Origin of the sequence: Paenibacillus xylanilyticus (genome assembly GCF_009664365.1) — a bacterium.
GTDB classification, from domain to species: domain Bacteria; phylum Bacillota; class Bacilli; order Paenibacillales; family Paenibacillaceae; genus Paenibacillus; species Paenibacillus xylanilyticus_A.
In genome coordinates this window covers 1,921,927-1,946,566 of the sequence record NZ_CP044310.1, presented here as the reverse complement: position 1 = coordinate 1,946,566, position 24,640 = coordinate 1,921,927, and the positions used below count along the sequence as shown (strand labels likewise).

Annotated in this window: 24 protein-coding genes; 4 read left to right on the top strand and 20 right to left on the bottom strand. The window is 47.8% G+C overall.

The genetic code is table 11. The annotated features are described in order from the left end of the window. Nucleotides 1-48: 48 nt before the first annotated feature. The 6 genes from F4V51_RS08875 to F4V51_RS08850 form a co-directional block, all read right to left on the bottom strand. Nucleotides 49-738, bottom strand: a complete 690-nt coding sequence (locus tag F4V51_RS08875; protein ID WP_153977701.1) for an MOSC domain-containing protein — start codon at nucleotides 736-738, stop codon at nucleotides 49-51. A 30-nt stretch (nucleotides 739-768) separates the two neighbouring features. After that, nucleotides 769-1,875 carry a phosphodiester glycosidase family protein gene (locus F4V51_RS08870; protein ID WP_227779417.1) on the bottom strand — a complete coding sequence of 369 codons (1,107 nt, stop codon included), beginning with the start codon at nucleotides 1,873-1,875 and terminating at the stop codon, nucleotides 769-771. A 5-nt stretch (nucleotides 1,876-1,880) separates the two neighbouring features. Next, nucleotides 1,881-2,774, bottom strand: a complete 894-nt coding sequence (locus F4V51_RS08865) for a 5'-3' exonuclease (RefSeq protein WP_153977699.1) — start codon at nucleotides 2,772-2,774, stop codon at nucleotides 1,881-1,883. A gap of 174 nt (nucleotides 2,775-2,948) precedes the next feature. After that, entirely contained in the window at nucleotides 2,949-3,314 is a 366-nt protein-coding gene (locus F4V51_RS08860) for an arsenate reductase family protein (RefSeq protein WP_153977698.1), read from the bottom strand. Nucleotides 3,315-3,508: 194 nt separating this feature from the next. Next, nucleotides 3,509-4,492 carry an RluA family pseudouridine synthase gene (locus tag F4V51_RS08855; protein ID WP_153977697.1) on the bottom strand — a complete coding sequence of 328 codons (984 nt, stop codon included), beginning with the start codon at nucleotides 4,490-4,492 and terminating at the stop codon, nucleotides 3,509-3,511. Then, a complete protein-coding gene (locus tag F4V51_RS08850; protein WP_153977696.1) occupies nucleotides 4,489-5,064 on the bottom strand; it encodes a cob(I)yrinic acid a,c-diamide adenosyltransferase in 576 nt (191 codons plus the stop codon). Before F4V51_RS08850 ends, F4V51_RS08855 begins: the two co-directional genes overlap by 4 nt. A gap of 227 nt (nucleotides 5,065-5,291) precedes the next feature. On the opposite strand from F4V51_RS08850, the gene F4V51_RS08845 reads away from it, so the two are divergent. After that, nucleotides 5,292-5,903, top strand: coding sequence for a DedA family protein (locus tag F4V51_RS08845; RefSeq protein WP_153977695.1), 612 nt, complete (start codon nucleotides 5,292-5,294; stop codon nucleotides 5,901-5,903). 123 nt (nucleotides 5,904-6,026) lie between these two features. Here the strand turns inward: F4V51_RS08845 and F4V51_RS08840 are convergent, their stop codons facing one another. The 7 genes from F4V51_RS08840 to F4V51_RS08810 all read right to left on the bottom strand — a co-directional run bounded on the left by F4V51_RS08840 (nucleotide 6,027) and on the right by F4V51_RS08810 (nucleotide 10,292). After that, nucleotides 6,027-6,566 (bottom strand): bifunctional adenosylcobinamide kinase/adenosylcobinamide-phosphate guanylyltransferase, encoded by a 540-nt coding sequence (locus F4V51_RS08840; protein ID WP_162009919.1) that lies wholly within the window; start codon nucleotides 6,564-6,566, stop codon nucleotides 6,027-6,029. Between the two features lie 34 nt (nucleotides 6,567-6,600). Further along, nucleotides 6,601-7,152 (bottom strand): type 2 periplasmic-binding domain-containing protein, encoded by a 552-nt coding sequence (locus F4V51_RS08835; RefSeq protein ID WP_153977693.1) that lies wholly within the window; start codon nucleotides 7,150-7,152, stop codon nucleotides 6,601-6,603. A gap of 158 nt (nucleotides 7,153-7,310) precedes the next feature. Then, complete coding sequence (locus tag F4V51_RS08830; RefSeq protein ID WP_307721001.1) at nucleotides 7,311-7,532, bottom strand: aspartyl-phosphate phosphatase Spo0E family protein; 222 nt, start codon at nucleotides 7,530-7,532, stop codon at nucleotides 7,311-7,313. Nucleotides 7,533-7,721: 189 nt separating this feature from the next. Next, nucleotides 7,722-8,930 carry an aminotransferase class I/II-fold pyridoxal phosphate-dependent enzyme gene (locus tag F4V51_RS08825; protein ID WP_153977692.1) on the bottom strand — a complete coding sequence of 403 codons (1,209 nt, stop codon included), beginning with the start codon at nucleotides 8,928-8,930 and terminating at the stop codon, nucleotides 7,722-7,724. A 13-nt stretch (nucleotides 8,931-8,943) separates the two neighbouring features. Next, nucleotides 8,944-9,444 (bottom strand): Lrp/AsnC family transcriptional regulator, encoded by a 501-nt coding sequence (locus F4V51_RS08820; protein WP_024628343.1) that lies wholly within the window; start codon nucleotides 9,442-9,444, stop codon nucleotides 8,944-8,946. Between the two features lie 183 nt (nucleotides 9,445-9,627). Further along, nucleotides 9,628-10,023: a spore coat protein gene (locus F4V51_RS08815; RefSeq protein ID WP_095359105.1), complete on the bottom strand. Its 396-nt coding sequence runs from the start codon at nucleotides 10,021-10,023 to the stop codon at nucleotides 9,628-9,630. Between the two features lie 38 nt (nucleotides 10,024-10,061). Further along, nucleotides 10,062-10,292: a hypothetical protein gene (locus tag F4V51_RS08810; RefSeq protein ID WP_153977691.1), complete on the bottom strand. Its 231-nt coding sequence runs from the start codon at nucleotides 10,290-10,292 to the stop codon at nucleotides 10,062-10,064. Nucleotides 10,293-10,391: 99 nt separating this feature from the next. Between F4V51_RS08810 and F4V51_RS08805 the strand changes: the two genes are divergently transcribed. Beyond that, on the top strand, nucleotides 10,392-11,612 hold the full coding sequence (locus tag F4V51_RS08805; RefSeq protein ID WP_153977690.1) for an NAD(P)/FAD-dependent oxidoreductase: 1,221 nt from the start codon (nucleotides 10,392-10,394) through the stop codon (nucleotides 11,610-11,612). A gap of 71 nt (nucleotides 11,613-11,683) precedes the next feature. On the opposite strand, the gene F4V51_RS08800 is transcribed toward F4V51_RS08805, so the two are convergent. The 4 genes from F4V51_RS08800 to F4V51_RS08785 form a co-directional block, all read right to left on the bottom strand. Then, nucleotides 11,684-12,898, bottom strand: coding sequence for an MFS transporter (locus F4V51_RS08800; RefSeq protein ID WP_153977689.1), 1,215 nt, complete (start codon nucleotides 12,896-12,898; stop codon nucleotides 11,684-11,686). A gap of 120 nt (nucleotides 12,899-13,018) precedes the next feature. Continuing rightward, the gene (locus F4V51_RS08795) at nucleotides 13,019-13,585 is read right to left on the bottom strand and encodes a hypothetical protein (RefSeq protein WP_153977688.1); all 567 of its coding nucleotides are present in this window, start codon (nucleotides 13,583-13,585) and stop codon (nucleotides 13,019-13,021) included. Between the two features lie 125 nt (nucleotides 13,586-13,710). Next, nucleotides 13,711-14,088: a DUF350 domain-containing protein gene (locus F4V51_RS08790; protein WP_095359229.1), complete on the bottom strand. Its 378-nt coding sequence runs from the start codon at nucleotides 14,086-14,088 to the stop codon at nucleotides 13,711-13,713. Nucleotides 14,089-14,200: 112 nt separating this feature from the next. Further along, entirely contained in the window at nucleotides 14,201-16,567 is a 2,367-nt protein-coding gene (locus tag F4V51_RS08785; RefSeq protein WP_153977687.1) for an endonuclease MutS2, read from the bottom strand. 188 nt (nucleotides 16,568-16,755) lie between these two features. Here F4V51_RS08785 and F4V51_RS08780 point away from each other — a divergent pair, with 188 nt between their 5' ends. Next, nucleotides 16,756-17,121: a phage holin family protein gene (locus tag F4V51_RS08780; RefSeq protein ID WP_095288311.1), complete on the top strand. Its 366-nt coding sequence runs from the start codon at nucleotides 16,756-16,758 to the stop codon at nucleotides 17,119-17,121. Nucleotides 17,122-17,365: 244 nt separating this feature from the next. Continuing rightward, complete coding sequence (locus tag F4V51_RS08775; protein ID WP_323131808.1) at nucleotides 17,366-17,758, top strand: cupredoxin domain-containing protein; 393 nt, start codon at nucleotides 17,366-17,368, stop codon at nucleotides 17,756-17,758. A gap of 102 nt (nucleotides 17,759-17,860) precedes the next feature. On the opposite strand, the gene F4V51_RS08770 is transcribed toward F4V51_RS08775, so the two are convergent. The 3 genes from F4V51_RS08770 to pheS form a co-directional block, all read right to left on the bottom strand. Next, the gene (locus F4V51_RS08770; RefSeq protein WP_153977686.1) at nucleotides 17,861-20,668 is read right to left on the bottom strand and encodes a hypothetical protein; all 2,808 of its coding nucleotides are present in this window, start codon (nucleotides 20,666-20,668) and stop codon (nucleotides 17,861-17,863) included. Nucleotides 20,669-20,806: 138 nt separating this feature from the next. Continuing rightward, nucleotides 20,807-23,260 (bottom strand): phenylalanine--tRNA ligase subunit beta, encoded by a 2,454-nt coding sequence (pheT, locus tag F4V51_RS08765; protein WP_153977685.1) that lies wholly within the window; start codon nucleotides 23,258-23,260, stop codon nucleotides 20,807-20,809. 69 nt (nucleotides 23,261-23,329) lie between these two features. Continuing rightward, on the bottom strand, nucleotides 23,330-24,364 hold the full coding sequence (pheS, locus tag F4V51_RS08760) for a phenylalanine--tRNA ligase subunit alpha (RefSeq protein WP_153977684.1): 1,035 nt from the start codon (nucleotides 24,362-24,364) through the stop codon (nucleotides 23,330-23,332). Nucleotides 24,365-24,640 lie beyond the last annotated feature (276 nt).

The window sequence follows — 24,640 nt, the reverse complement described above, 5'->3', positions numbered from 1 at the left end:
TTTAAAGTGAAATTCATCTTTGGTTCTGGACGATGATATGTTGTGAACCTACTGCCCGCTCTCCAGCTTATCCAAACGTTTCAACAACGTTTGCCTCCAACTATCCGAAAGCGATGGAATAGCCAGTAATGCATGCATGCCGGCTGCATCCTTCTTCCCTTGATGCATGACCCGGTTGGCCTCGAGAACGGTCATGGATGCAGGGTCTGTGCGGATACGCCTGAACGGAGAGTCAGGAGCGACTTCTCCCTCCTCCAGTACGCGAAAATAGAAACCGGTATAGCCGCTTTCCTGAAAATACACAGGCAACTCTTTGAAATCATACCGGGCAGCGAGTTTGAAGCAGGGTTGTCTTGGCTGGCTAACCTGAACCAAAGCTCCGCCCAGTTCATACATATCACCAATCCGGACTTGATCCTCAGAGCAGCCTTCCACCGTTAAATTCTCACCACAAGCTCCCCAGTCCAGCTTGCGCTCCATCAGTTGTTCCAGTGCGGAATATCGACTGTAATCGTATACACATACAGCCTTATCCGGTCCGCCGTGATTCTCCAGGTCCGCCTGGCCATCTCCTGTCATTCCAGTGAATGACAGGAAAACCGGGCCGGATACGGGAAGTTTGACAATGCCGCTTAGCACTTCACGCTTCTGGCCAGGCAATGGCTGAGGCTGGCCCACATTAATGGCAAGAACAGCTGTATTACGTTCTGCTGACTGTTGATCAGGTGTGAGTGTCATGTGCTTGTTACCTCCCATAAAATTAGTACTTTAACGGACTGAGCTGCCAAAAACGAGTGTATTACTTAACAACCGCCCTGGTGAAGTCAACATCTTGCCACCTGCATACAAGCCCGAGGAAGCTCCGCCATCCAGGTTCATGGCCTGCTTGGCACCAAGCTTCTGCATGACTGCCGCCCATTCCTTAATGGTGGCTCCCGACACAGTTGCAAGCATTACTGAACCGTCACCCATGATGGCAATCCCGCTTCTGGCACCAGAGGCATTCAGAATCTTGGTATCCTTGAATCCTTCGCTGGTTGGGTTCACGGCGACTTTACCGTCTTTCACAAGACGAGGACCAGCACCAACAGCAGTTACTACGTCTTCCCAAGGAATCTCTTTGCCTGATGCATTGGTATATTTGTAGTTCATTTCTACAGTCGAACCCACAGAGAAGCGATCTGCAGTAGATTTCTGATTGCCCGTAAAGACCAATACCGATCCATTCTTCGGAATCGCTACATTGTTATTGGCTACTTTTTTGGTGACAATCCCTTTCTCCATCACAACTGCAGTACCACCCTTGAATCCAACTTTGGGGCCGCGCTCCGGAGTATAGAGCATTGATATGCTCGCATTCGCAGAAGGTGTACGGTTAATGAATGTTGCGTACCAGCTGCGTGACTTACCTGCTGAATCGGTAACTTTACCTGTAAGACTTACCTGAAGTGAATCCATCATTGCTGTTCCATCTTCCTTGAAACCTATCGTTGTTCCGTATCGTCCAATATGTATGACTTTTCCATTTGCTATTAACATGCCATAAGGATCTGGTGCTCCGTTATACGCTTCAAAAAATGCCCCGTTAATGGCTGCTTGAGCACCATATGATTTTACAATGGACGGCAATGTTGCCGTTTGTCCTACCTGTTTCTTGGCTAATCCTACAGTCACCGGTGTTCCTTTGGGAATGCTTACCGTTTGTACGGTGAAATTTCGTCCTGCTGCTTTTACTTTCTGTACTTTGGTGCTTATTGCCGCTTTTGCATCAGCTATTTGCGGAGCGCTTACTGCGCCTGATAGTAATACCGGCAAAGCCAGGACGAGGGCCATAGCCCCTGTCCACCACTTTCTACCGGCACGTTTGGTCTGCATGTTGCTCACCCTATTGCCACTCCCATCCAAGAGCCCAGGCTCTTCATCTCAAGTTGTTCGAACTTGTCCATCACCGTATCCGGATCAAGACGCAATTCACATACATCCAGTGCGCAGGCTACCGGAACAGCGCAGTGAATCTCTGCCAGTTTACGGGACAGATGCAGCATGTCGAGATCATTCTCGATTTTTTTACGTACCGATGGCGTGAGTTTATCCAAATTATCCAGAATACCCTCAATGGTGCCATATTCCTGTACGAGTTTTAGAGCTGTTTTCTCACCGATTCCACGTACTCCAGGGTAATTGTCACTTGCATCTCCCATCAGACCTTTCATATCAATGATTTGACGAGGAGTCAACTGCTTCTCTGCCATGAGAGATTCAGGCGTATACACCATGTAGTTGCCGTGGCCTTTTTTCATAATAATAATGCTTGTCCGGTCATTAATCAGCTGCAGCATATCATGGTCGCCGGTCAGCACCATCACGTTCATATCCGTCTGCTCCGTATAATACTTGGCCAGTGTACCGATGCAGTCATCGGCTTCATACCCTTCCGCTCCAATATTCGGAATACCCAGGCTGTCCATGACTTCACGGATCAATGCAAACTGGGGAATCAGATCATTCGGTGCTTCAGGACGATTGCCTTTGTATGCCGCGTACTCTTCACCGCGAAACGTCTTGCCACCCATATCCCAGCAGCATACCACATGACTTGGTCCGAAAGTCTGAACCGCATCCCAGAAATAACGGATAAATCCGTATACCGCGTTGGTTGGCAAGCCTGCCTTTGTCCGTCTGATATATCCGCTTGCAGATGTCGCATAAAATGCACGGAACAACACCGCCATACCGTCTACCAGCAACAAAGTAGGTTCATTACGTTGATTCACTTGATTTTGTTCTCTCCTATCTGTATATAGCAAATAAAATATCGAAACTAATTCTATCATTATAGCATAGTTCCGCCAAGGATCGTTCAGCCAAAAAAGCCCTGAATGTTGAACATTTCAGGGCTACTAATCGGCTTCATTTATGAATGGACAGACACGTTACTCAGCCTATTGCTAAACGTTGTTCCATTGCTGTTCATACGTCTCTTCCTTGAATCCTACGGTCACCTGCTCCCCATCTGTCACGATGGGACGCTTAATCAGACGGCCATTGGAGGCAAGCAGACGAATCTGTTCTTCAGCAGACATGCCAGGCAGCTTGTCCTTCAACTGCTGCTCCTTGTACACTTCTCCACTTGTATTGAAAAACTTCTTCACTTCAAGTCCGCTCTTCTGAATGAGCTCGGTTAATTCGGCCTCAGTTGGGGGTGTGTCAAAAATGGGGATTAACTCCAGCTCATGGCCTTGAGCTTCAAGCCATTTTACTGCTTTGCGGCAAGTTCCGCATTTTGCATACTGGTATACTTTCAGTTTACTCATGACAATTTCCTCCTAAAATGCTCCGGTTTTGATTTATCTCTTCCCTTGGTTTGCTTCGCAAATCCAAAAGTCGAGCTAAATCAATACCATCGCCATAAGTTTAAATCGATTTCAAAAAAACATGGAACAAGGAGTGTCTGCTCCTCGGATCACAGCTGCACCTTAATTGGATTCACAAAGGGTAATTCGGGCCCCTACAGCTCTTCCCTTGGCTTCGCCTCGTTATCTAAACGTTTCTCCAGCTCAGCCATATCTGAAGGAAGGGGTGCATGGAACGTCATGCGTTCCTGTGTAAGTGGGTGAACAAACGATAGCTCACAGGCATGCAATGCCTGGCGATCGATCCACAAATCCCGTTCTTCCCGCAAGACAGCTGTCTGTTCGTCAATCTCGTCCTCAGGTAGTGTCTTATACATTCGGTCCCCGATCAACGGACATCCGATAGAAGTCATATGTACACGAATCTGATGAGTTCTGCCACTCTCCAGCTTCAGGCTGACTGCACTAGCAGTTCCTCCGTCCCACCGGGTTACCGTGCTGTACAACGTTCTTGCTGCATAGCCGTCAGGTGTAACAATACGGCGATGAGGCTCCTCCGGATCACGATCAATAGCGCCATCAACGGACCCCTGTTCAGGGGAAGGACTCCCATGCACAAACGCAATGTATTTTTTATCTACGGTTCCTGCGATCATTTGTTCAGACACATGCTGATGCACATATGGATTTTTGGCAATAGCCAGCACCCCGGAAGTTTCCTGATCCAGACGATGAATAGGTCTAAACCGGAAAAGCTCTCCCTTGGACTTCCAGTAATGAACAACACCATTCGCCAACGTTCCTGTATAGTGTCCATGTGTCGGATGCACAATTATGCCGGCATCCTTGTTAACAATAAGCAAATGTTCATCTTCATACAAAATGGAAAAAGGAATGGATTCCGGCAAAATGTCATCCGATTCCTCCTGTTCCATCCGAATCTCCACGATATCTCCAGCCGATACCTTCACGCTGATATACACGCGTTCTCCATTTAACATAATTCCCTGCTCCGTGATCTTCAGCCTGGACAAGAGCTTGCGCGATACCTGCAGCCGCCGCTGAAGCACGGTTTTCAGCAGCCAGCCATCTTCATGTTCGGGAACGGTGTAGACAATCGGCGAATAATAGCCGCTCATTCTTTGCGGCGGAACACTTTTTTGCTCCGTACATATTCAATATCCGACACCTGCTGTCTGGCATTGGCGGTCCGTGCTACAACGAAGAAATAATCAGACAGACGGTTCAAGTAACGGCGTACCGAAGGATTAATATCTGTATGCTGTCCCAATGTTACCGTGCGGCGCTCTGCACGGCGGCATACCGTACGGCACACATGAAGCGCTGAAGACAGCGGGCTGCCTCCCGGGATAATGAACCGTTCCACTTTCGGGTTCTCCGCGTCATACTGATCAATCCATTGTTCAAGCCGGGTGACCATGTCATCCCGCACTTTGTATTTGGTTTCGCTGATTTTCACAAACGCCAGGTCCGACCCACAATCAAACAATTCTTGCTGAACCTCCAGCAAATGTTCGCGCAAATCCTCGAATTTCCCCTCTGTATCATCGATCTGACTGATTGCCTGGCCGACAAAACAATTCAGCTCATCGATGGTACCGTAAGCTTCAACGCGGTCGTCATCTTTGATCACCCGTCCTCCGATGACCGAAGTTTGCCCTTCATCACCTGTTCGTGTATAGATGCCCATTTGCAATCCCTCCAAATGTTTAATTTCATTCACATGGCAAAACATCGGTTAATACTTAATATGCCTGCCCTTCTAATCTCAACTTAACCAGTATACTTGACCTCTGCTTGATACGGAAATGCATTTTTTTCAGAAACCGCTTGTACCCTTTGCACGTATATATGAATTGGCGTGCTCTGCCCGAGTATACGTCAAATTCAGGTAAATCAAAAGTAGAGGAGACGATTATGCAAAACTGGATAACCGATTTCATGGAACAATACGGCTACATAGGGATCGCACTCATTATTGCGCTCGAAAACGTATTTCCTCCCATTCCTTCGGAGATTATTTTGCCTTTTGGCGGATTTATGACGACGTACACCAGCCTCACTCTTCCAGGTGTTATCATTGCGGCTACCATCGGTTCTGTGCTGGGTGCAGTGATTCTCTATGGAATCGGATTGCTGATTGATGTAGAGCGTCTGGAGAAAATTGTAGATCGCTGGGGACATATTCTGCGAATCAAAAAAGAAGATATCCACCGTGTTGATGCATGGTTTGACAAATATGGAATGTGGACGGTACTATTCTGCCGCATGGTGCCACTTGTTCGCAGTCTCATCTCCATTCCAGCAGGCATGTCCAATATGAAATTCGGTTTGTTCGTCCTCTTCACCACCATCGGGACACTCGCCTGGAACATTATTTTGGTCTTGGTTGGGGCTGCGCTTGGCGCTTCTTGGGAAAATATTTTGCACTTTATGGACGTCTATTCACTGGTGGTATATGCGCTGCTCGCCATTATCGTGGTTGGTTGCGTGATCTGGTGGATCAGACGTATGAAAAAAAGCAAATAGAAATCGCGTCTTATGCAACTGAATTGTAATCATAATCATATATTACTCCATATAAATAAGCCTCCGTACCACAGGTTGTGGTTATGGAGGCTTTTGTTTACCTGGCTTCTTGACCTACTATACTCAGGAATCGTGGTACCGCACTTCTCGCTTCTTCAGATCAATGGCTAGTCCCGATACCACCATGTACATGCGTTCCGAGTGAGACTGCAGTGCACGATTCACCGAAGCCATCCTTGCGGCAAAAATACGCTCCTCTTCCGATGGATACAGGGAACCCTGCATTTCATTGGTAACGACCAGCAACTTGCCCTGATAAGATAGTAAGGCATCAAGCAGCTGTTGTGTATGTACGCGTTGTTGATCAAGATCATCCGTTGCTCTAAATCCGGCAGCCATCCACGAAGTCAGACTGTCCACTATGACAATTCGCTGATCAGCCAGAAACAGATTCGATTCCCGATTGATCTGATGAATGACTTCCGTCAGGTGATGGCCATTTCCGGCTGAAATGGCTCGATAATGAGCGGATGGCAGTTCCGGAATCACCGGATCATGATCGCCTGTGGATAAATAGATTCCTTCCCGGCTGATTTGAGCTGCATAACCTAGGGCAAACCGGGTTTTACCACTCCCTATCCCGCCAGTGACCGTAATCAGCAATCCGCTCCCCTCCTTCAGTTACCATACTTATACGCTATTCTGTCAGCGCCTTCAGCACTTTTTTGGATTCTTCAACATTGGCAGCCGATAGCGGAATGGTAGCAAACAGATTTTGGGCGGCATATTCCACATCCTTAAACATCTGCATATCTTCGAGTGGGATGCCATAGAGATGGGTTTCTTGCTTCATATCGGTGCCATCGTCTCCCTGACCATCCTCAACTAACACTCCGCCCTCAAATACACCACGCTTATATTTCTCAGGATCAAATGTATCATCCAGCGGAATATTGGAACCATTGCTTCCGTATTGTTTCATATCTGCCTCGGGCAGAATGAAAATATCATGACTGCCTGCAGCGTATTCTACCATAATCTTCTGTACATCATACATGGCGCTTGTAATGACTTCCACTTTAGGTTCCTCACCCAGTTTCTGCTGCAGATTGGCCTGTAACTGTTCTCCGATTACGGATGGATTACCTTGATTATCAATGATAAAAATGGTAAATCCGTCTTTACCACCACATCCAGCGAGCAGAAAAATCAATGATACGAGTGCGGTTAGCCCCCAAAATCTCTTCATTCCAGTTCCCCCTTTAGTCTCCTTAGTACAATATATCACAATTGTTCCACGCAAAAAAATAGCCCTTACAAATAAGAGATTTCTTAACCCATCAAAAAAGAAGACCCCTAAGGGCCTCCTTTAACATAAATATGGGTAACGTTTTCGTAAGTATCAATTTACCTGCCTTTTATCGGGTTAGCTTTCATATATTCATTGATCTTCAGATCCAATAAACTGCTGATTTCAATCACAATCTCTGAAGTAAAGGATTTCTCCTCCATAAAAATCTGTTCCATCTTGCGACGAAGCATGTGGATCTCATCTTCCAAGGAAATGTCATGCAAAGATTCGTGATCTGGTCTCACCGACCATCGGTCGCCTTGATCGCCTTCAGCCAGGTACTGCCCACGATTAGTCGGTAAATCATATTCTACACAAAACAATGCTAACCCCTCCTTGGAAAATTAGTTTCCAAATATATGAAAAACATATTTCAAATTGAAATTATATCACAATATTTAGTAAAAGAAAGTTATTTTTTTCTAAGTTGCAAAATGTCCACATTTTCGAAAACACCCTACTTCTTATTAACCCTCTTTTTGCAGTTTGTAAACAAAATTTCCGATTCGTTCCAAAGCTTCATTCAATTGGGTCACTGAAGTGGCGTAAGAACAGCGCAAGAAGCCTTCTCCCTGTGGGCCAAACACGTTACCAGGAACAGCAGCAACTTTATTTTCGGTCAGGAGACGTTCGGCAAAAAGATCAGAGTTCAGGCCCGTACTTTGAATACTCGGGAATGCATAGAAGGCTCCCTGAGGTTCATGGCAATCCAGGCCGATGTCACGGAATCCCTGTACGATAAGACGTCTGCGCTGATTATAGGATTCGACCATGCGGTCTTTCTCTCCCAGTCCATTCGTTAACGCCTCAAGTGCTGCGACCTGTCCCATCGCTGGAGCACACATTACGGTATACTGGTGGATTTTCAACATGGCTGCGATAAGTTCCGGATGACCGCACATGTAACCAATCCGCCAACCCGTCATGGCAAAAGCTTTGGAGAAGCCGCTCACAAGAATCGTGCGCTCCTTCATATCCGGGATCGAAGCGAAGCTGACATGTTTTTGAGTATACGTCAGTTCTGCATAGATTTCGTCAGCAATGACGATCAGGTCATGCTTTTTGATGACTTCTGCAATAGGCAACCAGTCTTCGTACGTCATAATCGCACCGGTCGGATTGCTTGGATAACACAAAATCACCACTTTGGACTTCGGTGTGATCGATGCTTCCAGTGACTCCGCAGTCAATTTGAATTGGTCCTTGGCATACGTTTCGACACCCACAGGAACCCCTCCGCCAATTGAAGCAATTGGTGAATAGGCTACATACGAAGGCTCCGGAATGAGAATCTCATCTCCTGGTACAATTAATGCACGTAGAGCAAGGTCAATCGCCTCACTACCGCCAACCGTAACGATAATTTCATCCTTGGGATCGTACTTGGTATCAAATTGAGTATCCAGATAATGACTGATGGCTTCTCTCAATTTGGGCATTCCCGCATTGGATGTATAACTTGTCATACCTCTCTCGAGGGAGTATACGCAAGCTTCACGCATATGCCAAGGCGTTACAAAGTCAGGTTCTCCGACACCGAGAGTAATGATATCCTTGTTGTCACCAACCAGGTCGAAAAACTTCCGAATCCCGGATGGGGGTATCTGCTGAACCAGAGGTGCCAGATACGAGGTCATCTTCTTGTTGTTCCCTGTTGTCTGTTCATTCACTATCATGACACATCTTCCTTTACGGCGAGATCATGAGACGGTTATCTTCCTGATGGTCTTCAAAAATGATCCCGTCCTGTTTATATTTTTTAAGAATAAAATTGGTTTTGGTCGAAAGCACAGAATCAATTGGAGACAGCTTCTCTGATACAAAGTTAGCGACTTCACGCAGGTTGCCACCTTCTACTTCTACGAGCAGATCGTATGCACCTGACATGAGATAGACGGATTTCACTTGTGGATACAAATAAATGCGTTCGGCGATACCCTCAAAACCACGACCGCGTTCCGGTGTGATCTGTACTTCAATCAGGGCTGTCACTTTCTCATCGTCGATTTTGCTCCAGTTAACCACCGTGGCATACTTTACAATAACGTGGTCCTGTTCGAGCTGGGCCACAGCGTTCTTGATCTTGTCTTCAGACTCCCCAAGCAGTGTAGACAGCAGCGCCGGAGTCCTTCTTGCGTCTTCCTTCAGCAGATCCAGAACTTTTAATTGCAGATCGTTCAAATCTTTCATGACTTTCCCTCCAGCGTCATCCAGGTTCCTGAAAATGAATTAATACTTATATTACATGAATTTAACGTCTGTGCAAAGCTAAAAACCGCCTGCCCTCAATTCAGGCAAGCGGTGGTATGGTCTGGACAATCTATGCTTCAATCCTTATTCCTAAGGTTGTGCTTCAACCTGTTCGCAAAAAGGTTACATGTAATAAGGGTTACCGTAATTCGGTTGATGCTGAGGCACATTAGGCGCCTGGCTATATGGACTGGAAAGGGTATTCTTTTCCTGAATGAACTGATGACATTTCTGCTGCGTTTGTTGTGCAGATTGGATCGATTTGTCCAGCTCGCTCCGAGAGGCTTTGGAAGAAGCAGAATACATGTTGTTCTGCTGCATCAGGTTAAACAGCTCTCCTTGCAATCTAAGGGTATCGTTCGTCAGATCTGTAAACATTCTGCGGGTAACAGGGCAGGAAGATTCAGTCGTTGCTGTAGTATATTCACGGGAAGTTCGTCTTAAATCTGCAAGAATCGACTTCAGCAGATCCTGCTCCTGCATAAAATTTCCACCAGATGACAAAGATTGAGAGTACACGCGGTTTCCTCCTATACATTTAAAATATCTTGGACTACCTAAGACTGTGTTGGTGCAAGGGACTGATGCTGCTGAAGGGCATGGACGAGTGTGTTCAGATGCTGTTCATGTGAGCGTACATACTGATTCAGAGCTTGCTGGATTTGCGGGTTATGTGTGATGGAAGCTGTTGCTGCACACTGTTTGATCAGCATTTCTTCATTGGAGATCGAATCCGCAATGTAGTTCAGTTCCTTGGGGCTAAGCGCCTGCATCTGCGTATTTTGCATGTGCTTTTTTCCTCCTTAACCTAAAGTTTATGCGAATTTATTGTTACCTTGTCCTGCAAAAGTATACTTATTTAACAATCCAAACCGAGGTGATTCATAATGGAACTTATTAATGGCAATACATTCTGGCCAACTACATTCACATCCTCATACAGTTATCCTGTTCTAGAAGGCGAGATCTCCTGTGACTGTCTCATTATCGGTGGTGGTATGGGAGGAGCATTGTCCGCCAAACTATTAACCGAGAGAGGTGTGCGTACAGTCGTTATTGATAAAAGAGAAATCGGTCATGGGAGCAGTATGGCAAACACCGGACTACTTCAATATTCCAACGACAAAACGCTTACCTCCTGTATCAATACCTTTGGTGAACAACGTGGGGTACGCTTTTATGAACTGTGCCGTACTGCCATGAAGAAATTAGAAGAGACGGCTTCGAGTCTAGATCTTGATCCATGGTATATTCCTCGTAACAGTTTGTACTGTGCAAGCCTTGAAGAAGATGTCGCTCTTCTGGAAGAAGAATACCATACGCTCAAAACCCATGGCTTCGATGTTGAGCTGTGGAACCGGGACAAAATTAGTGCGAACTTCCCATTCAGCAAACCGATGGCACTGTATACCCATGGAGATGCCGAAGTTAACCCTTATAGGCTGGTACACGGCCTGCTGCAGTCTGCTTCAAAAGAAGGAGCCCAAGTGTATGAACGGACGGAGATGATCCATTGTGAATATGGTGAAGAAGGCGTCCTCTGTTACACTCCGAACGGGACAATTCGTGCCAAGCAGGTTATCTTCTCTACCGGTTACGAGACTCAGGAGATCAAAAATGACCGTGGCGCTTATCTGAAGAGCACCTATGCAATTGCAACCAAGCCACTGAAAGATCTTAGCAGCTGGTACAATCACAGCATGATATGGGAAACAGCTCGTCCATATTTATACATGCGCACCACCCCGGATGGCAGAATTATTGCGGGAGGTCTCGATGAGGAAATTCCGCGAGAAGACCAGCGTGCGATTCGGGCCGAGCATAGAGGTGAGGATTTACTTAAAAAGGTATCTAGCTATTTCCCACTTCCGGATCTGGAAATAGACTATGCCTGGGAAGCGGTATTCGGCAGCACCCATGATGGACTTCCGCTGATTGGTCCTCATCCTGAATACCCGAACTGTTACTTTATCGAAGGATATGGGGGCAACGGGACCGTATATAGCATGATTGCTGCATCTCTTATTGCGGATGTGATTACTGGGAGCCATAACGAAGACATGGAACTGTTCTCTCTGACCAGAACCACTAAACCTTCCCCCGTGTAAAATAGAAAAAGGTGCAGATCAGGAGTGGGTTTCCTGATTCTGCACCTTTTTTTTGGTTGTGACCAAACGGATCAGGACGATGGCTTCCCCTGCTCCGTCCCTACTAACATTTTACGCATAAAGAACCAGCCGACCAATGGGAAAACTCCCAAAACCACGATGAGCCAGGTTAACGTACGAAGCGAAGGGCCATTGATTACAATAATGATAAACACGGCAAGACCAGCCAGGCGGCCTGTCATCAGACAGAGCTCCCTTAAAACGACAAGTTCAACCCTTTTCTCCACATTTTCGCCGCTCATGCCCATCAAGTCGAATCCTGCCGCAATCATGGGGAGCATGTATAACGGCATGGCCAGCGCTGAGCCAACCCCCATAATTAAAAGCGTGCCATAGCTTACCTTCCAGATGAGAGGCAGAAGAACGAGAAATAAGATAATTGCCCCCGTCAACATACCTTTTGATCTATAATGTGGTTTAAACCACTTGCCCGCCATCCAATAACTGACCAAAGCTACGGCGGATGTAATTAATGAGAATTGACCCAGCTTATACTCCTGTTCCGTAGCTACATAAACGAGCAATGCAATTAGAAAGGCGAATACACCCTCCCTTACACCTTGAGCAGCCAATCCTAGCCCCAGCGGTCTCCACTCGCTGCCTGATCTTGATAATTGCTGCCAGGGTTCCGACCAGCGGTAGGTGCCGCTTACTTTTCTCTTTTTCAAAAAAAAGCTGAAGACAACGGCAATCACGTATATCACAAGTGACACGGTAAAAATGAGCCGATAACCCGAATTATCCGCCATCTTCGAGATAATCAATCCCGAGAACCAGGGACCAATGATTCCTGTCATGGAGCCCAACAACCCGACCCATCCATTGAACAGGTCCCGGTTCTCCCGGTCTGTTACTTCAAAGTACACCACATTAAAAGCGATCCAGAACAGACCCAGAGCACATCCAAGCAATATGCCGAGTGGCCATATCCAATCTACCGCTCTTGGTCCAGCCCACAGAACAAGCATATAAAAAATGCCAGACAATGCCGTGCCTAGACGCAGCGCACTCATTTTATTATGTTCTTTGACCCATTTACCGGCTAACCAGAATGTCAATCCAAGTGCAAGCTGTTGGCTTACCGTAAACCATCCCAGCATCGCATAGTCCGGACGACTCTTCCATAGATATACATTCAGAAACGTCCCCGACAAAGCTCCGGCTAACACAAACAATCCATTCACGCCCAGAAGCAGAATGGATTGTCGGCCCAGAGATATCTTCATCTGCTCCCTCCTCATTCCGCTTGAAGCCAGCGCATCGCGGCAAGTCTAAGGGTTAACGTACCCCAAGCAGAGGAAAAACATGACGAATCTCAGGAATATTTCATTTTCAGTGAATGGGAATTACTTCTTGGCGCTCAGATTTTGAATCAGGCGCAGACGGTCATCTTCAGACAAACTATATTGAACTTGGAAACAGCCGGAGCAGACATACATTTGAACTGTAAATGGTGCATCCAGCAGGGAATCGGTTCTTGAAACCGCGTTAGCTACAGGAGTAAATGTGTCCTTCGTGGACGTTTGTGTACCTGCGAGAATCATGAATTCACGGCAATGTGGACATTCCGGTACTTCTTCCTGCAGATCCAGCTGTTTCTCCACACCTTCTTCATACAGAATCAGATCATTCCCATCGTCCGCGTATTTGGTTAGTGTTCGCAGCTCAGGCAATTTCAGTTCAACTTCATCTCCCCACAATGCCGCGAGGTCAGTGGTTTGATCGTTGTCCTGAGCATCATCCACATCGTAAATATCACTGACTTCATCTTCATCCTCTTCTTCACCAATGTTGATGTTCAGCGTACGGTAACCCTTCAGTTCATTGTGACAGTACGGACACTCTTCTTCAGGGCCCAATTCCTCATCCCATACAATCTCGGTGTGACACCACGGACATACTGTTGTTTCCAATTGAATCAACCTTTCTTTTATACAATCTTATTGTCAGGTGTTCATGACGTATATGACACCAATAGCAAAAAACACAATGGAAGCCGCAAACAAAATTCGGATCAATATCTTCATGCCAGGTCCCCCTACATGATGCTCGCGCCGATGACAAATGACAACGAGACAGAAATAATCATGGATATCAAGCCTACCGCCCGGTTATCCCGCTCAATTTCCTTGTCAATGGAGAATACCGGTGTCAGAAACTCGAACAAAAAATAAGCAATAAGCAGTAGAGCAAAGCCTACAAACGACCATGTCATGGCTTCATAGACAGAAGATTTGGCCTGTATGCAGAATCGAAGCACATTACAGATCCCGAAAATCTTGCCCCCGGTAGCCATGGCAACAGCCACATTGCCCTTCTTGATCTCATCCCAACATTTGTATTTGGTTACAAGTTCAAAACAAGCCAGAAACACAAGCAGCTCCATTATGGCTACCGAGAAAAAACCGAGTACCATCCCCAAGGGATGAGACAGCAATTGGTCAATCGTCCCTTTCACTCACTGTTCCCCTTCCCTGTTCCACTGCCCCTCTCACCACGCAGTGGAACACCGTTGTTTCAAGGTCCGGCTATTCCAATTCTGCAACCGTTACGCCGTTTCCGCCTTCTCCGTAATTGCCCAGCCGGTAACTTTTAATATGTTTATGCTTACGCAGATAATCCTGAATACCGGAACGCAAAATTCCCGTCCCTTTACCATGAATAATATAGATCTGACCCAAGTTCGCCAGGAAGGCTTCATCGATAAAACGGTCCGTCTCCATCAATGCTTCCTCCAGATTGGTTCCTCGCAGATCCAGTTCACTCTTCACGTTGTCATCACGTGTACGCTTCATGCCAGTAACCGGTTTCTGCTTCGGCTTGGCTTCGGGTGCAGATTGCTTCAGTTCCAGATCATCCAGGGATACTTTCATTTTCATAATCCCCAGCTGTACTACTGCTTCTTTGCTGCCCGATAATTCCACGACATGCCCTTTTTGGTTCAAGCTGTATACGTGCACTTCATCTCCTGGGCCGATCGCCCGGGTTTTAGGTGCTGATCCCGTACGCTTCACTGTCTTTTTACGTCTCTCCGGTTCAGCTTCATCCAGCTGTTTGCGGGCAGCAATCAGCTTATGCTCTTTCACGGATGCGCCTTCCTCCATCGCAAGCTGACGCAGGTCCGCAATAATTTTCTCAGCTTCGGCTCTCGCCTTGTCCACGATGTTGCGGGCATCTTCCTCTGCTTTTTCAATCCGGCGCTCACGCTGCTGTTCCAGCTTCTCAAGTTCGGATTGGTGACGGCTCCGCAATTTCTCCATATCCTGACGGAGACGCTCCGCATTCTCCCGTTCCTGCTCGGCTGTAAGCCGGTTTTCTTCCAGGGAAGCAATCATGTGTTCCACACGCTGATCCTCTTCCTTCACTTCGCCACGAGCGTAATCTAGAATGTATCCTGGCAAACCAAGGCGCTCAGCGATCGCAAATGCGTTGCTTCGTCCCGGAACACCGACCAGTAAACGGTAGGTAGGACTTAGCGTATTCACATCAAACTCCATGCTGGCGTTAATGACACCTTTGCGTTCATAAGCATAAGCTTTCAGCTCACTGTAGTGTGTTGTCGCGACCATGCGGCATCCTGTCTGATGCATATGTTCCAGAATGGAGATTGCCAGTGCCGATCCTTCGGCAGGATCCGTTCCTGCACCAAGCTCGTCAAGCAGCACCAGACTTTTGGTAGTCATATTTTTCAGAATCCGGATAATGTTCGTCATATGACTGGAGAACGTACTTAGGTTCTGCTCAATGCTCTGCTCGTCCCCAATATCGGCATATATTGCGTCAAATACACAGAGCTGACTACCATCCTCAGCAGGAACAAACAAGCCGGACATCGCCATGAGGCTTAGTAATCCAATGGTTTTGAGTGTTACGGTTTTACCACCCGTATTCGGCCCTGTCACAATAATGGATGTATAGTCATTGCCCAGTTCAATGTCGGTCGGCACCACATTTTCAATCGCAATCAGCGGGTGACGCCCTTTTTTGAGCTTAATAAACCCACGATCATTCATGCGCGGCAAGGTGGCTTTTAATTCACGGGCATGCCGTGCTTTGGCGAAGATAAAGTCCAGGGAGCCCAGCAAATCGACATCATACAACAGCCACTCACCCTGCTCACTGACAAGTGCTGTCAATTTCTGCAAAATCACTTCAATTTCGCGTTCTTCCCGGATTCGGGTCTCACGCAATTTATTGTTCATCGCTACGATAGACTCTGGTTCGATAAACAGCGTGGCTCCTGAACCGGACTGATCGTGTACGATCCCACCGAAGTATGAGCGGTATTCCGCTTTTACCGGGATAACGAATCGGTCTCCACGAATGGTGATCAGCTGATCCTGAAGCATTTTGGATACGGTGGAGGAACGGATCATGGAGTCCAGTTTCTCACGGATTCTGGCTTCTCCCCCGCGCAGTTCACGCCGGATCTGGGCCAAAGTTACACTGGCGCTATCCGCCACTTCTGCATTGTCATCAATACAGACGCGAATCGCGTCTTCCAGTGCTTTTTGCTCCGACAGCTGATCGCTGATAAAGAACAGGGACTCAATCTTCTCATCTTCGTGAAGAGCTGCAATCTGACGTTTCAAGCGGCGAGCAGCCAAGGTTGTATTGGAAATCCCGAGAAGTTCATGTGGATTCAGGGTTCCTCCAATTTCGGCCCGTTTGACGGATGCCGTGATGTCCACAATCCCTCCAAAAGAAGGTGACCCTTTCAGACGATCAAAAGTGAAGGCTTCATCGGTTTGCTGGAGCAACCGTTTTACTTCTTCCAATTCACTGATGGGTTCCAGTTGTTCCGCTTTCTTCTTACCCATGGTTGTTTGGGCATAGCTTTGCAATGTATTTAAAATTTTGCGGTATTCCAGTGTGTGTAAAATTTTCGTGTCCAAGTGTACAACTCCTTCCAAACTATATCTGTATTATAACGAAAGAAACTTTACTGCGCTATTTAACGAATCCTTCCACACATAAGTTTTGACATCATGCCGCAAACTACAGGTGTCAGGATTTTGCAACCTCTTCATGTGTGATGGTTCCGTATGCATAATCCGATCTGAACTTAAAGGAGGTAAACACGTTGAACTTCTTGGGACATGTTGTACGTTTTATCATCGCTGCAATCGTACTGATGGTTGTCAGCTGGATCGTTCCCGGATTTGCTGTAGGTGGTTTCTGGAGCGCTCTGCTGCTCGCTCTGGTTATTGCACTGCTCGGCTGGATCATTGAAGGCGTCTTTGGCAAAAGGGTCACTCCTTTTGGCCGCGGAATTGTCGGCTTCATTGTCAGTGCATTGGTGATTTGGCTTGGTCAATATATTGTTGACCATGTCGAAGTTAGTTTGCTTGGCGCTATTCTTGCTGCGTTGGTGATTGGGATTATCGATTTGTTCATTCCGGTATCCACACCTTTTGAAGCAGGACGAAGCTCCAAGAATAACAACTAAGAAGCAGCTAACTAATGCAACTGCATAGCACCTGCGATTCTTCCTTCAACCTCTGATGGCCATATGCCAGATGAGGTTTTTTCATTTCCATAACCGCTCAGCCATTCCTCAAGACTAGAGAGAAAATCTTACTGGCTAATCTTCAAAAAAACGACATAGCCTTCATGTACAGGCCTTACCATTTTGCGGTATGATGACTTGAGAAATGATTAAAATTTCATCTATATCATGCTTAAGGAGGCTCATGATGAAAAAGACTATGGCTTGGCTTGCAGCCTGCATGTTAATCCTGGTTCTCGCCGCTTGCGGAGCAAGCAAACAATCAGCAGGTTCGGACAGCAGCGGTGAATCCGATGCAGGCGTAACCGCTAGCGAAGAACTCGTCATTAAAGCGAGCAACTATGAATTTGATCAACCGGAATACCATCTTAAAAAAGGGGTCCCCGTTAACATTGTTTACGAAAACGTCAATGGTAATCATGGCATTCTCGTTCCGGAGCTGAATCTTCAGCTGGACACCAAAAACAACTCTAAAGTTATTACCCCTGACAAGGTTGGAGAATTCGAGATGTCCTGCTCCGTGTTCTGTGGAAGTGGACATAGCAGCATGATCTCCAAAATTATTGTCGAAGAATAAGCCCCAAGACAATGAGCCCCCGTAACGACGGGAGCTCTTTTTGTATTATAACAAATTGTACAATTGTACGATGCCCATGATTTAAGTTATGATCTGATGCCCTTAGGTCTGATCCTGTTCAATCAATTCGATCCATTCGTTATATTCCGTCTGCAACTTCGTATATTCATCCCGCAGCTGGCGATACTCCATGTTCAGCTGCTCTGCCTTCTCCTGCTCCATTTCGCGTTCAACCTGCAGCAGTCGAAGCTGATTCGCAGCGAGTTCGTAGCGCTCACCAATCTCCAGCAGTTCATTTTCCATCGTTTGTTTCTCTTCTATAGCTTCGTTACGGAGCTTATCAAGCTGCTCACGCTCCTGTTCTAGCGCCTCTACCTTTTCAACACTTGCGGCACTTTCGTTCTGCCAGGCATTCAATTCATTCTCAAGCTGGTTCCAGCGTTCCTGCCAGGATTGCTCCTGTACGGCCCATTCATCTGCACGACGCTGCCAAACCTGGTCCTGCTGCTCGGCTTGTTCCACACGAGAGAGTAACCGGGTCTCCCGCTCCTTTAACTCATCCAGTTGTGATATAAGCTCTGCCTGTTTTGCAGACAATTCTTCATGCTTAATCTGCCATTCAAGTGCTTCTTCCTCTGTCTGTGCAAGCAGGTTTCTTTGTTCTGAAATTTGCTCAGTTAGCTTGGCAGCATGCTCGCCGGATGTTGCAATTGCTTGTTCCAGTGCCTGCTTTTCCTGATCCAGTTCAGCAAGCTTGCGCGTGTGATTTTCCTCCCGCTGCATTGCATCCCCATAATCGCTGCGGATTTGTGTATAGGATTCCTGAAGTTGGTTTAGCTCTTCACGGATCCGGTTCAGCTCATCTTCAAGCTGTTCGCGCTCCTGCTGCACACGACTTGCCTGTTCGTTATAGCGATTCGCTTCTTCTCTGTACCCGCGAGCTTCTTCCTTAACCACGGTTAATTCATCATGAAGGGACTGTACACCAGACTCCAGTGTTTCATTCTGTTCTGCTGCCTCAAGCACCTGAGTCTCCAGCTCTCCCATTTCGACAAGGCGCTGTTCAGCGAGGTCTTTCCAGGATTTTTCGCTTTCGGTAAGCGTGCTGATTTCATTTTGCAGTGTTCGTACGGCAGCATGAGCCTGCTCCAGAACTTTCTGCAATCTACGCTGCTCATTCTCGGACTTCTCTTCGGCTTCACGAAGCTTCTGAATTTCTTTTTCAAGCAGCCCATGCTGCTCCTGAACTTTCCGAAGCTGTGCTGCAAGAGAAGTTTCTCTCTCCACCGTCTCGTTGTATTGTCGTTTCCATTCCTGCTCCGTTTCACGAGACTTTTGCAAAGCGATTTCCGTTTCACGCAGCTGCTCCTGGAGCTGGGTACTGTCTTCCTTCAGCTGCCCCAACTGCTGTTCAAGTTCTGTTATGCGCCGAGCCTGAACTTCCTGAGCCTGTTTGCGCTGCGCTTGTTCCTTGCGCAATGTATCCTGCTCAGCGCGTTCCTGCTGGAGCTGCTGTTCCTGATCAGCAGCCACTTCCTGGGCCTCTTCAAGCTGCTTGCGTATATCCTTAAGCTGGGTCTCAATTTCCGCTACACGACCCTCGGCTTGTGTGCGCTCGGTTTTCAACTGCTGCAGCAGTTTCCCACGTTCTTCCTGCAGTTTGGCCTCAGCATTAGCTGCGGCTTCAGTGAACTGAGAAGCTGCCTCGGCTCTTACTTGTTGTAATTGCTCCTCATAGGCTGCTTCTTTTTCCATCCATTCCAACTCGGCCTGCTCTGAAGATTCGTGGAAATCGGCTTTTAGCTTCTCGATCTCTGTTAAGTGTTCCTCTTTCGTTTGTTGTAGCTGTGATGCCTGATCTTCCTGGACCTTGCCAAGCTGGAGTCTTAATTGCTCTTCTGCCTGCTGCTTCGCCTCTTGCAAGCGTTGATCCGTTTGGGATTGAAGTTCACGGTATTGAAGCTCGGCCTCTTCCTGAACCTTCTTCAATTGACTCTCGGCCTGTTCCAATTCGGACAAAATCGCTGCCTCAGCTTCCTCTTTGGCTGCCTGCACTTGCTGTGCCGCCTTTGCCTCGATTCTCTGGCGTTCTGCGACAGCACGACTCTCCGCTTCCTTAATCTGTGCTGCTGTTTTATCCTGAAGTTCCTTGTACTGTCCTGCTGCCTTCGCCTGGCTCTGCTGCAACTCAGCAGCAGCCCGTGCTTGTACTTCTTTTAGTTGAGCTGCTGTCTTATCCTGCAGTTCTTTGTATTGCCCTTCTGCCTTTGCCTGGCTCTGCTGCAATTCGGCTGCAGCCCGTGCCTGTACTTCCTTCAGCTCCGCAGCTGCCTGAGCCTGAGCCTGCTTAAGCTGGTTGGCCGCCTTCTCTTCAGCTTCTTTCAGTCGCAATTTCATCTTCTCTTCGGCTTCCTTCAGCTGCGCAGCAGTCTGTGACTGCAACTTTTGTTCACGAGCTGCAGCCTGACTTCGTTCCTGTTCAAGCAATGATTGCAGCTTGTTTACTTCATCCTGCTTCTCGGATTGCAGCTTCGCCATGGCCTGTTCTGCCTCAGTCTTCTGCTTGGTCGCCTCAGCCAGCGCCTGGTCACGACGCTCCAGCTCCTTCTGATGTTCACTTTGAATTGCATTCAGCCTGTTCAATTCATTTCGAAGTTCTGTCCGTTCACCAGTCAGCATTTTCAGTTCATTACGGATCTCCTGGGTCTGAAGAGACTGTTCAGCCATATGTACAGCCGCCAGTACCGCAATACGCGGGGTATCCAGACGGGAATGGTTCTTGGAAATTGCGCTCATGCGCTCATCCACCAGATTAGCTACTTGTTTCATATAGTCGGCACTGCTGCCAACCAGTTTATAGGAAGTCCCGTAGATCTCTACGGTGACGCGTGTACGATCAGGTGTAGTCACAGTTGTGCCCTCCTTCAAGTCTGTATGTTGATTCTAAGCTGTAATGACAAAAAAGTCACATCGATCCTCTAATGCTAAGGATTCGATGTGACTTCAAGCAATTCCTGCTAATTGTTGTTCAAAAAATTGTCTTCGGTTCTATTTGCGCAATTCTGCTCCGAATTGCTCCTCCAGACGGGCAACTACACGAGCATGAACCTCGGTGATTTCCTCGTCCGTCAGCGTACGCTCGCGGTTGCGATACACAAGCGCCATCGCCACGCTCTTCTTGTCTTCACCCAGTTTGCTGCCTGTGAACACATCGAATACCTGTACGGTTTGCAGCAGCTCTCCTGCAGCCTCACGAATCGAGCTGAGCATGGCTCCTGCTTCAATGTCTTTACTTACGACTACGGCAATATCGCGTTCAACAGCCGGGAAACGCGGAAGCTCACGGTAACGGATATCTACGTCTGCTTCACTATAGATTGCCTCAAGAGCAATCTCTGCGATATACACATCGTTCAGATCATATTGTTGTTGCAGTTCAGGATGCAATTGACCCATGGTACCGATCAATTTACCTTCACCGCCGTCCTTGCCTTCCAAATATACGGAGGCAGAACGTCCCGGATGGAACCCTTCCGGACTATTTGCAACAAGACGAATGCGTTGTTCCAATCCAACATAGGAGAACAGGTTCTCAAGCGCACCTTTCAGATCGAAGAAGTCCACTTTTTCTACCCCTACATTCCACTGCTGAGCGGCACGGTTACCTGTAAGAAGCAAGCTCAGGACCGGAATTTCATGCGGCTGCTTCGTCAGCCTTTCTTCTTCAGTGAAGAACACGCTGCCCACTTCGAATACAGCAAGTGAATCCTGCTTCCGGTTCATGTTGTACACTGCTGCATCCAGCATTTGCGGCAGAACGCTTGTGCGAAGCACGCTGCGATCCTCACTCATAGGCATAGCCAGCTTCACAGCCTTGCTTCCTGCAGTCAATGCCGGGAACAAGGACGCTTTATCCGGATGTACAAAGGAGTAGCTAATCATTTCCTGCCACCCGCTGCCTGCGAGCAGTCCACGAATGGTACGGCGCATTGCCTGTGAGCGTGTGTAGGCTCCTGGTGTTGTCGGTCCTTCAATTAATGTAGTTGGAATGTTGTCGTATCCGTACAAACGGGCAATTTCTTCAAAGAGATCTACGTCGCGGGTAATATCGCCTCTGCGCGTTGGTACTTCCACATCAAGCAATCCTTGTTCCGCATCGCCGCATGCAAAGTGCAGACGAGCAAAAATGGTTTTCACCTCAAGCAGTGAAAGGTCGGTTCCCAGATAACGGTTCAGTCTGTCCAGTGACAGCTGGATAACAACCTTCTCTGCCACCTCGGCTCCGGCTTCCACAATTCCCTGGTGCACTTGGCCTTCAGCATAGCGCTGAATCAATTCAGCCGCACGGTCCAATGCCGTGATAACAGCCCCCGGGTCAACTTCCTTCTCAAAACGCATGCTAGCTTCGGAACGCAGCCCCAATTGGCGCGACGTTTTCCGAACCGTTCCGCCGTCGAACTTGGCGGACTCGAGCAGCAGATTGACTGTGCCTTCCGATACCTCGGAATTCTCGCCACCCATAACACCCGCAATGGCTACCGGTTTCACGCCATCGGTAATCAGCAGCATATGCGGTTCCAGCTTGCGCTCCTGACCATCCAGGGTCACGATCGTTTCGCCTTCCTTAGCCATGCGTACTTCAATATGACCTTTTTCCAGTTTATCTGCATCAAAGGCGTGCAGCGGTTGACCGTACTCCAGCATGACATAGTTCGTGATATCCACGATGTTGTTAATTGGACGAACACCAGCAGCCATCAAACGGTTCTGCATCCAGAGCGGAGAAGGCCCTAGTTTGATGCCTGTTACATAACGTGCAGCATAGTGACTGCATTGTTCCTGCGCCGTGATTTCCACCGAGATATGATCGGCAGCAGCATCACCGACTTCAACCAGCTGTTCCTTGGGATTAGGCAGCTTCACTTCACGACCCAGAATGGCGCCAACTTCATAAGCTGCACCACGCATGCTCAAGCAGTCGGAACGGTTTGGTGTCAGATCCAGTTCAAGCACATGATCGTCCAGACCAAGCACCTGGCTGATTGGTGTGCCGATTTCCGTTTGCTCCGGCAGAACAAGAATGCCTTCCTGCTGATCTTTAGGAAGCAGCTTGTCGTTCATGCCGAGCTCTTTTGCAGAGCAGATCATGCCAAGTGAAACGACGCCGCGCAGCTTGGCTTTTTTGATATCCAAACCGCCAGGGAGCTTCGCTCCAACCAGGGCTACGGCTACCTTTTGACCCGCATCCACATTTTTCGCACCACATACGATCTGAAGATCCTCTTCCTGACCGGCGTCAATGATGCATACGTTCAATTTGTCCGCATCCGGATGCTTCTCCTTGCTCTTCACATACCCTACAACCACTTTGTTTACGCCCTGGTTGCGGTTCTCCACTACATCGATTTCGATCCCTGCACGTGTAATTTTCTCTGCCAGTTCCTGTGGCGTCACACCTTCAAGGGCAATATAATCAGACAGCCAATCTGTCGATACTCTCATGGACGTTCACTTCCTTAATCTATAAATTGGTTTAGCTAAATTTCCTTTAGCGCTTGCTTATCGTAAAGTCTACAGCCGTCCGAATTGCTTCAGGAATGCCATATCACTGTTATAGAAATGACGAATGTCGTCGATACCGTACTTCAGCATCGCGATACGTTCTACCCCCATACCAAAGGCGAAACCGCTGTACTTCTCCGGATCATAACCACCCATTTCCAGCACCTTCGGATGAACCATACCGCCGCCCAGAATTTCAAGCCATCCGGTTTGTTTACATACTCGACAGCCGCTGCCGCCGCATTGTACACAGGTTACATCCACTTCAGCACTCGGCTCGGTGAACGGGAAGAAGCTTGGACGCAGACGAATTTCAGTGTGAGCACCGAACATTTCACGCACAAATTGCAGCAGAGTACCCTTCAAGTCGCTCATGCGAATGTTTTCGCTGATGACCAACCCTTCAACCTGATTGAACTGGAAGGAATGCGTAGCATCGTCATCATCACGGCGGTATACTTTACCCGGGCAGATGACCTTGACAGGTACTTCCCCTTTCATGCTTTGCATGGTGCGTACTTGCACCGGAGACGTATGGGTACGCATCAGCAGGTCATCTGTTACATAGAAGGAATCCTGCATATCGCGCGCCGGGTGATTCTTCGGCAGATTCAGTGCTTCAAAGTTGTAGTAATCCATCTCCACCTCAGGACCTTCCGCTACGCGATATCCCATGCCGATGAAAATATCTTCGATTTCCTGTACCACTTTGGTTAGTGGATGCAGACCGCCTTGACGTCCACGACGTCCTGGCAGGGTAACATCAATGGTCTCGGACTGAAGACGCTTCGCTGTCTCTTCCTTCTGGAACTGCTCCTGCTTGCTGTCGATGACTTCCTCAATGGCACCACGAACATCGTTGGCCACCTGCCCGATTACGGGACGTTCCTCTGCACTAAGTGCACCCATGCCACGCAGAATTTCGGTCAATGCACCCTTTTTCCCCAAATACTTCACACGCAGATCACCAAGCGTCTGCGGATCGTTCACGCCGGACAATTGTTCCAGCGCTTCAATCTTCAATGCTTCTAAACGTTCTTTCATGTGTAATTGCCCCCTTTATGTGGTGTTATTGCAACAAAAAAAGGCCTTTTCTCCCCAAAAGGGACGAAAAGACCGTGGTACCACCCTTGTTAGACATCCGGTGCTGACTGGCCCTTCCGGCCTGCAACATGTCTGTCTCACTCTGTACGGAATAACGACCGTTAACCGTTTGCCCCTACTGCTGAGCCTCAGCAAATGCTGCCAAGTCAAGTTCAGGGAACCGCTTCGGAGTGAATTTCGGCAGCCTTGTTCTACAGAAACGCTCTCAATCTACGG

Excerpts from the sequence above, each read along its gene's own strand:
- F4V51_RS08860 (WP_153977698.1), bottom strand. The coding sequence starts at position 3,314 with ATGAGTAAACTGAAAGTATACCAGTATGCAAAATGCGGAACTTGCCGC.
- F4V51_RS08835 (WP_153977693.1), bottom strand. The coding sequence starts at position 7,152 with ATGAAGAGATTTTGGGGGCTAACCGCACTCGTATCATTGATTTTTCTG.
- F4V51_RS08870 (WP_227779417.1), bottom strand. The coding sequence starts at position 1,875 with ATGCAGACCAAACGTGCCGGTAGAAAGTGGTGGACAGGGGCTATGGCC.
- F4V51_RS08790 (WP_095359229.1), bottom strand. The coding sequence starts at position 14,088 with ATGGTACTCGGTTTTTTCTCGGTAGCCATAATGGAGCTGCTTGTGTTT.
- F4V51_RS08845 (WP_153977695.1), top strand. The coding sequence starts at position 5,292 with ATGCAAAACTGGATAACCGATTTCATGGAACAATACGGCTACATAGGG.
- F4V51_RS08805 (WP_153977690.1), top strand. The coding sequence starts at position 10,392 with ATGGAACTTATTAATGGCAATACATTCTGGCCAACTACATTCACATCC.
- pheT (WP_153977685.1), bottom strand. The coding sequence starts at position 23,260 with ATGAGAGTATCGACAGATTGGCTGTCTGATTATATTGCCCTTGAAGGT.
- F4V51_RS08850 (WP_153977696.1), bottom strand. The coding sequence starts at position 5,064 with ATGGGCATCTATACACGAACAGGTGATGAAGGGCAAACTTCGGTCATC.
- F4V51_RS08820 (WP_024628343.1), bottom strand. The coding sequence starts at position 9,444 with ATGAAAGATTTGAACGATCTGCAATTAAAAGTTCTGGATCTGCTGAAG.
- F4V51_RS08855 (WP_153977697.1), bottom strand. The coding sequence starts at position 4,492 with ATGAGCGGCTATTATTCGCCGATTGTCTACACCGTTCCCGAACATGAA.
- pheS (WP_153977684.1), bottom strand. The coding sequence starts at position 24,364 with ATGAAAGAACGTTTAGAAGCATTGAAGATTGAAGCGCTGGAACAATTG.
- F4V51_RS08775 (WP_323131808.1), top strand. The coding sequence starts at position 17,366 with ATGATGAAAAAGACTATGGCTTGGCTTGCAGCCTGCATGTTAATCCTG.
- F4V51_RS08825 (WP_153977692.1), bottom strand. The coding sequence starts at position 8,930 with ATGATAGTGAATGAACAGACAACAGGGAACAACAAGAAGATGACCTCG.
- F4V51_RS08810 (WP_153977691.1), bottom strand. The coding sequence starts at position 10,292 with ATGCAAAATACGCAGATGCAGGCGCTTAGCCCCAAGGAACTGAACTAC.
- F4V51_RS08875 (WP_153977701.1), bottom strand. The coding sequence starts at position 738 with ATGACACTCACACCTGATCAACAGTCAGCAGAACGTAATACAGCTGTT.
- F4V51_RS08800 (WP_153977689.1), bottom strand. The coding sequence starts at position 12,898 with ATGAAGATATCTCTGGGCCGACAATCCATTCTGCTTCTGGGCGTGAAT.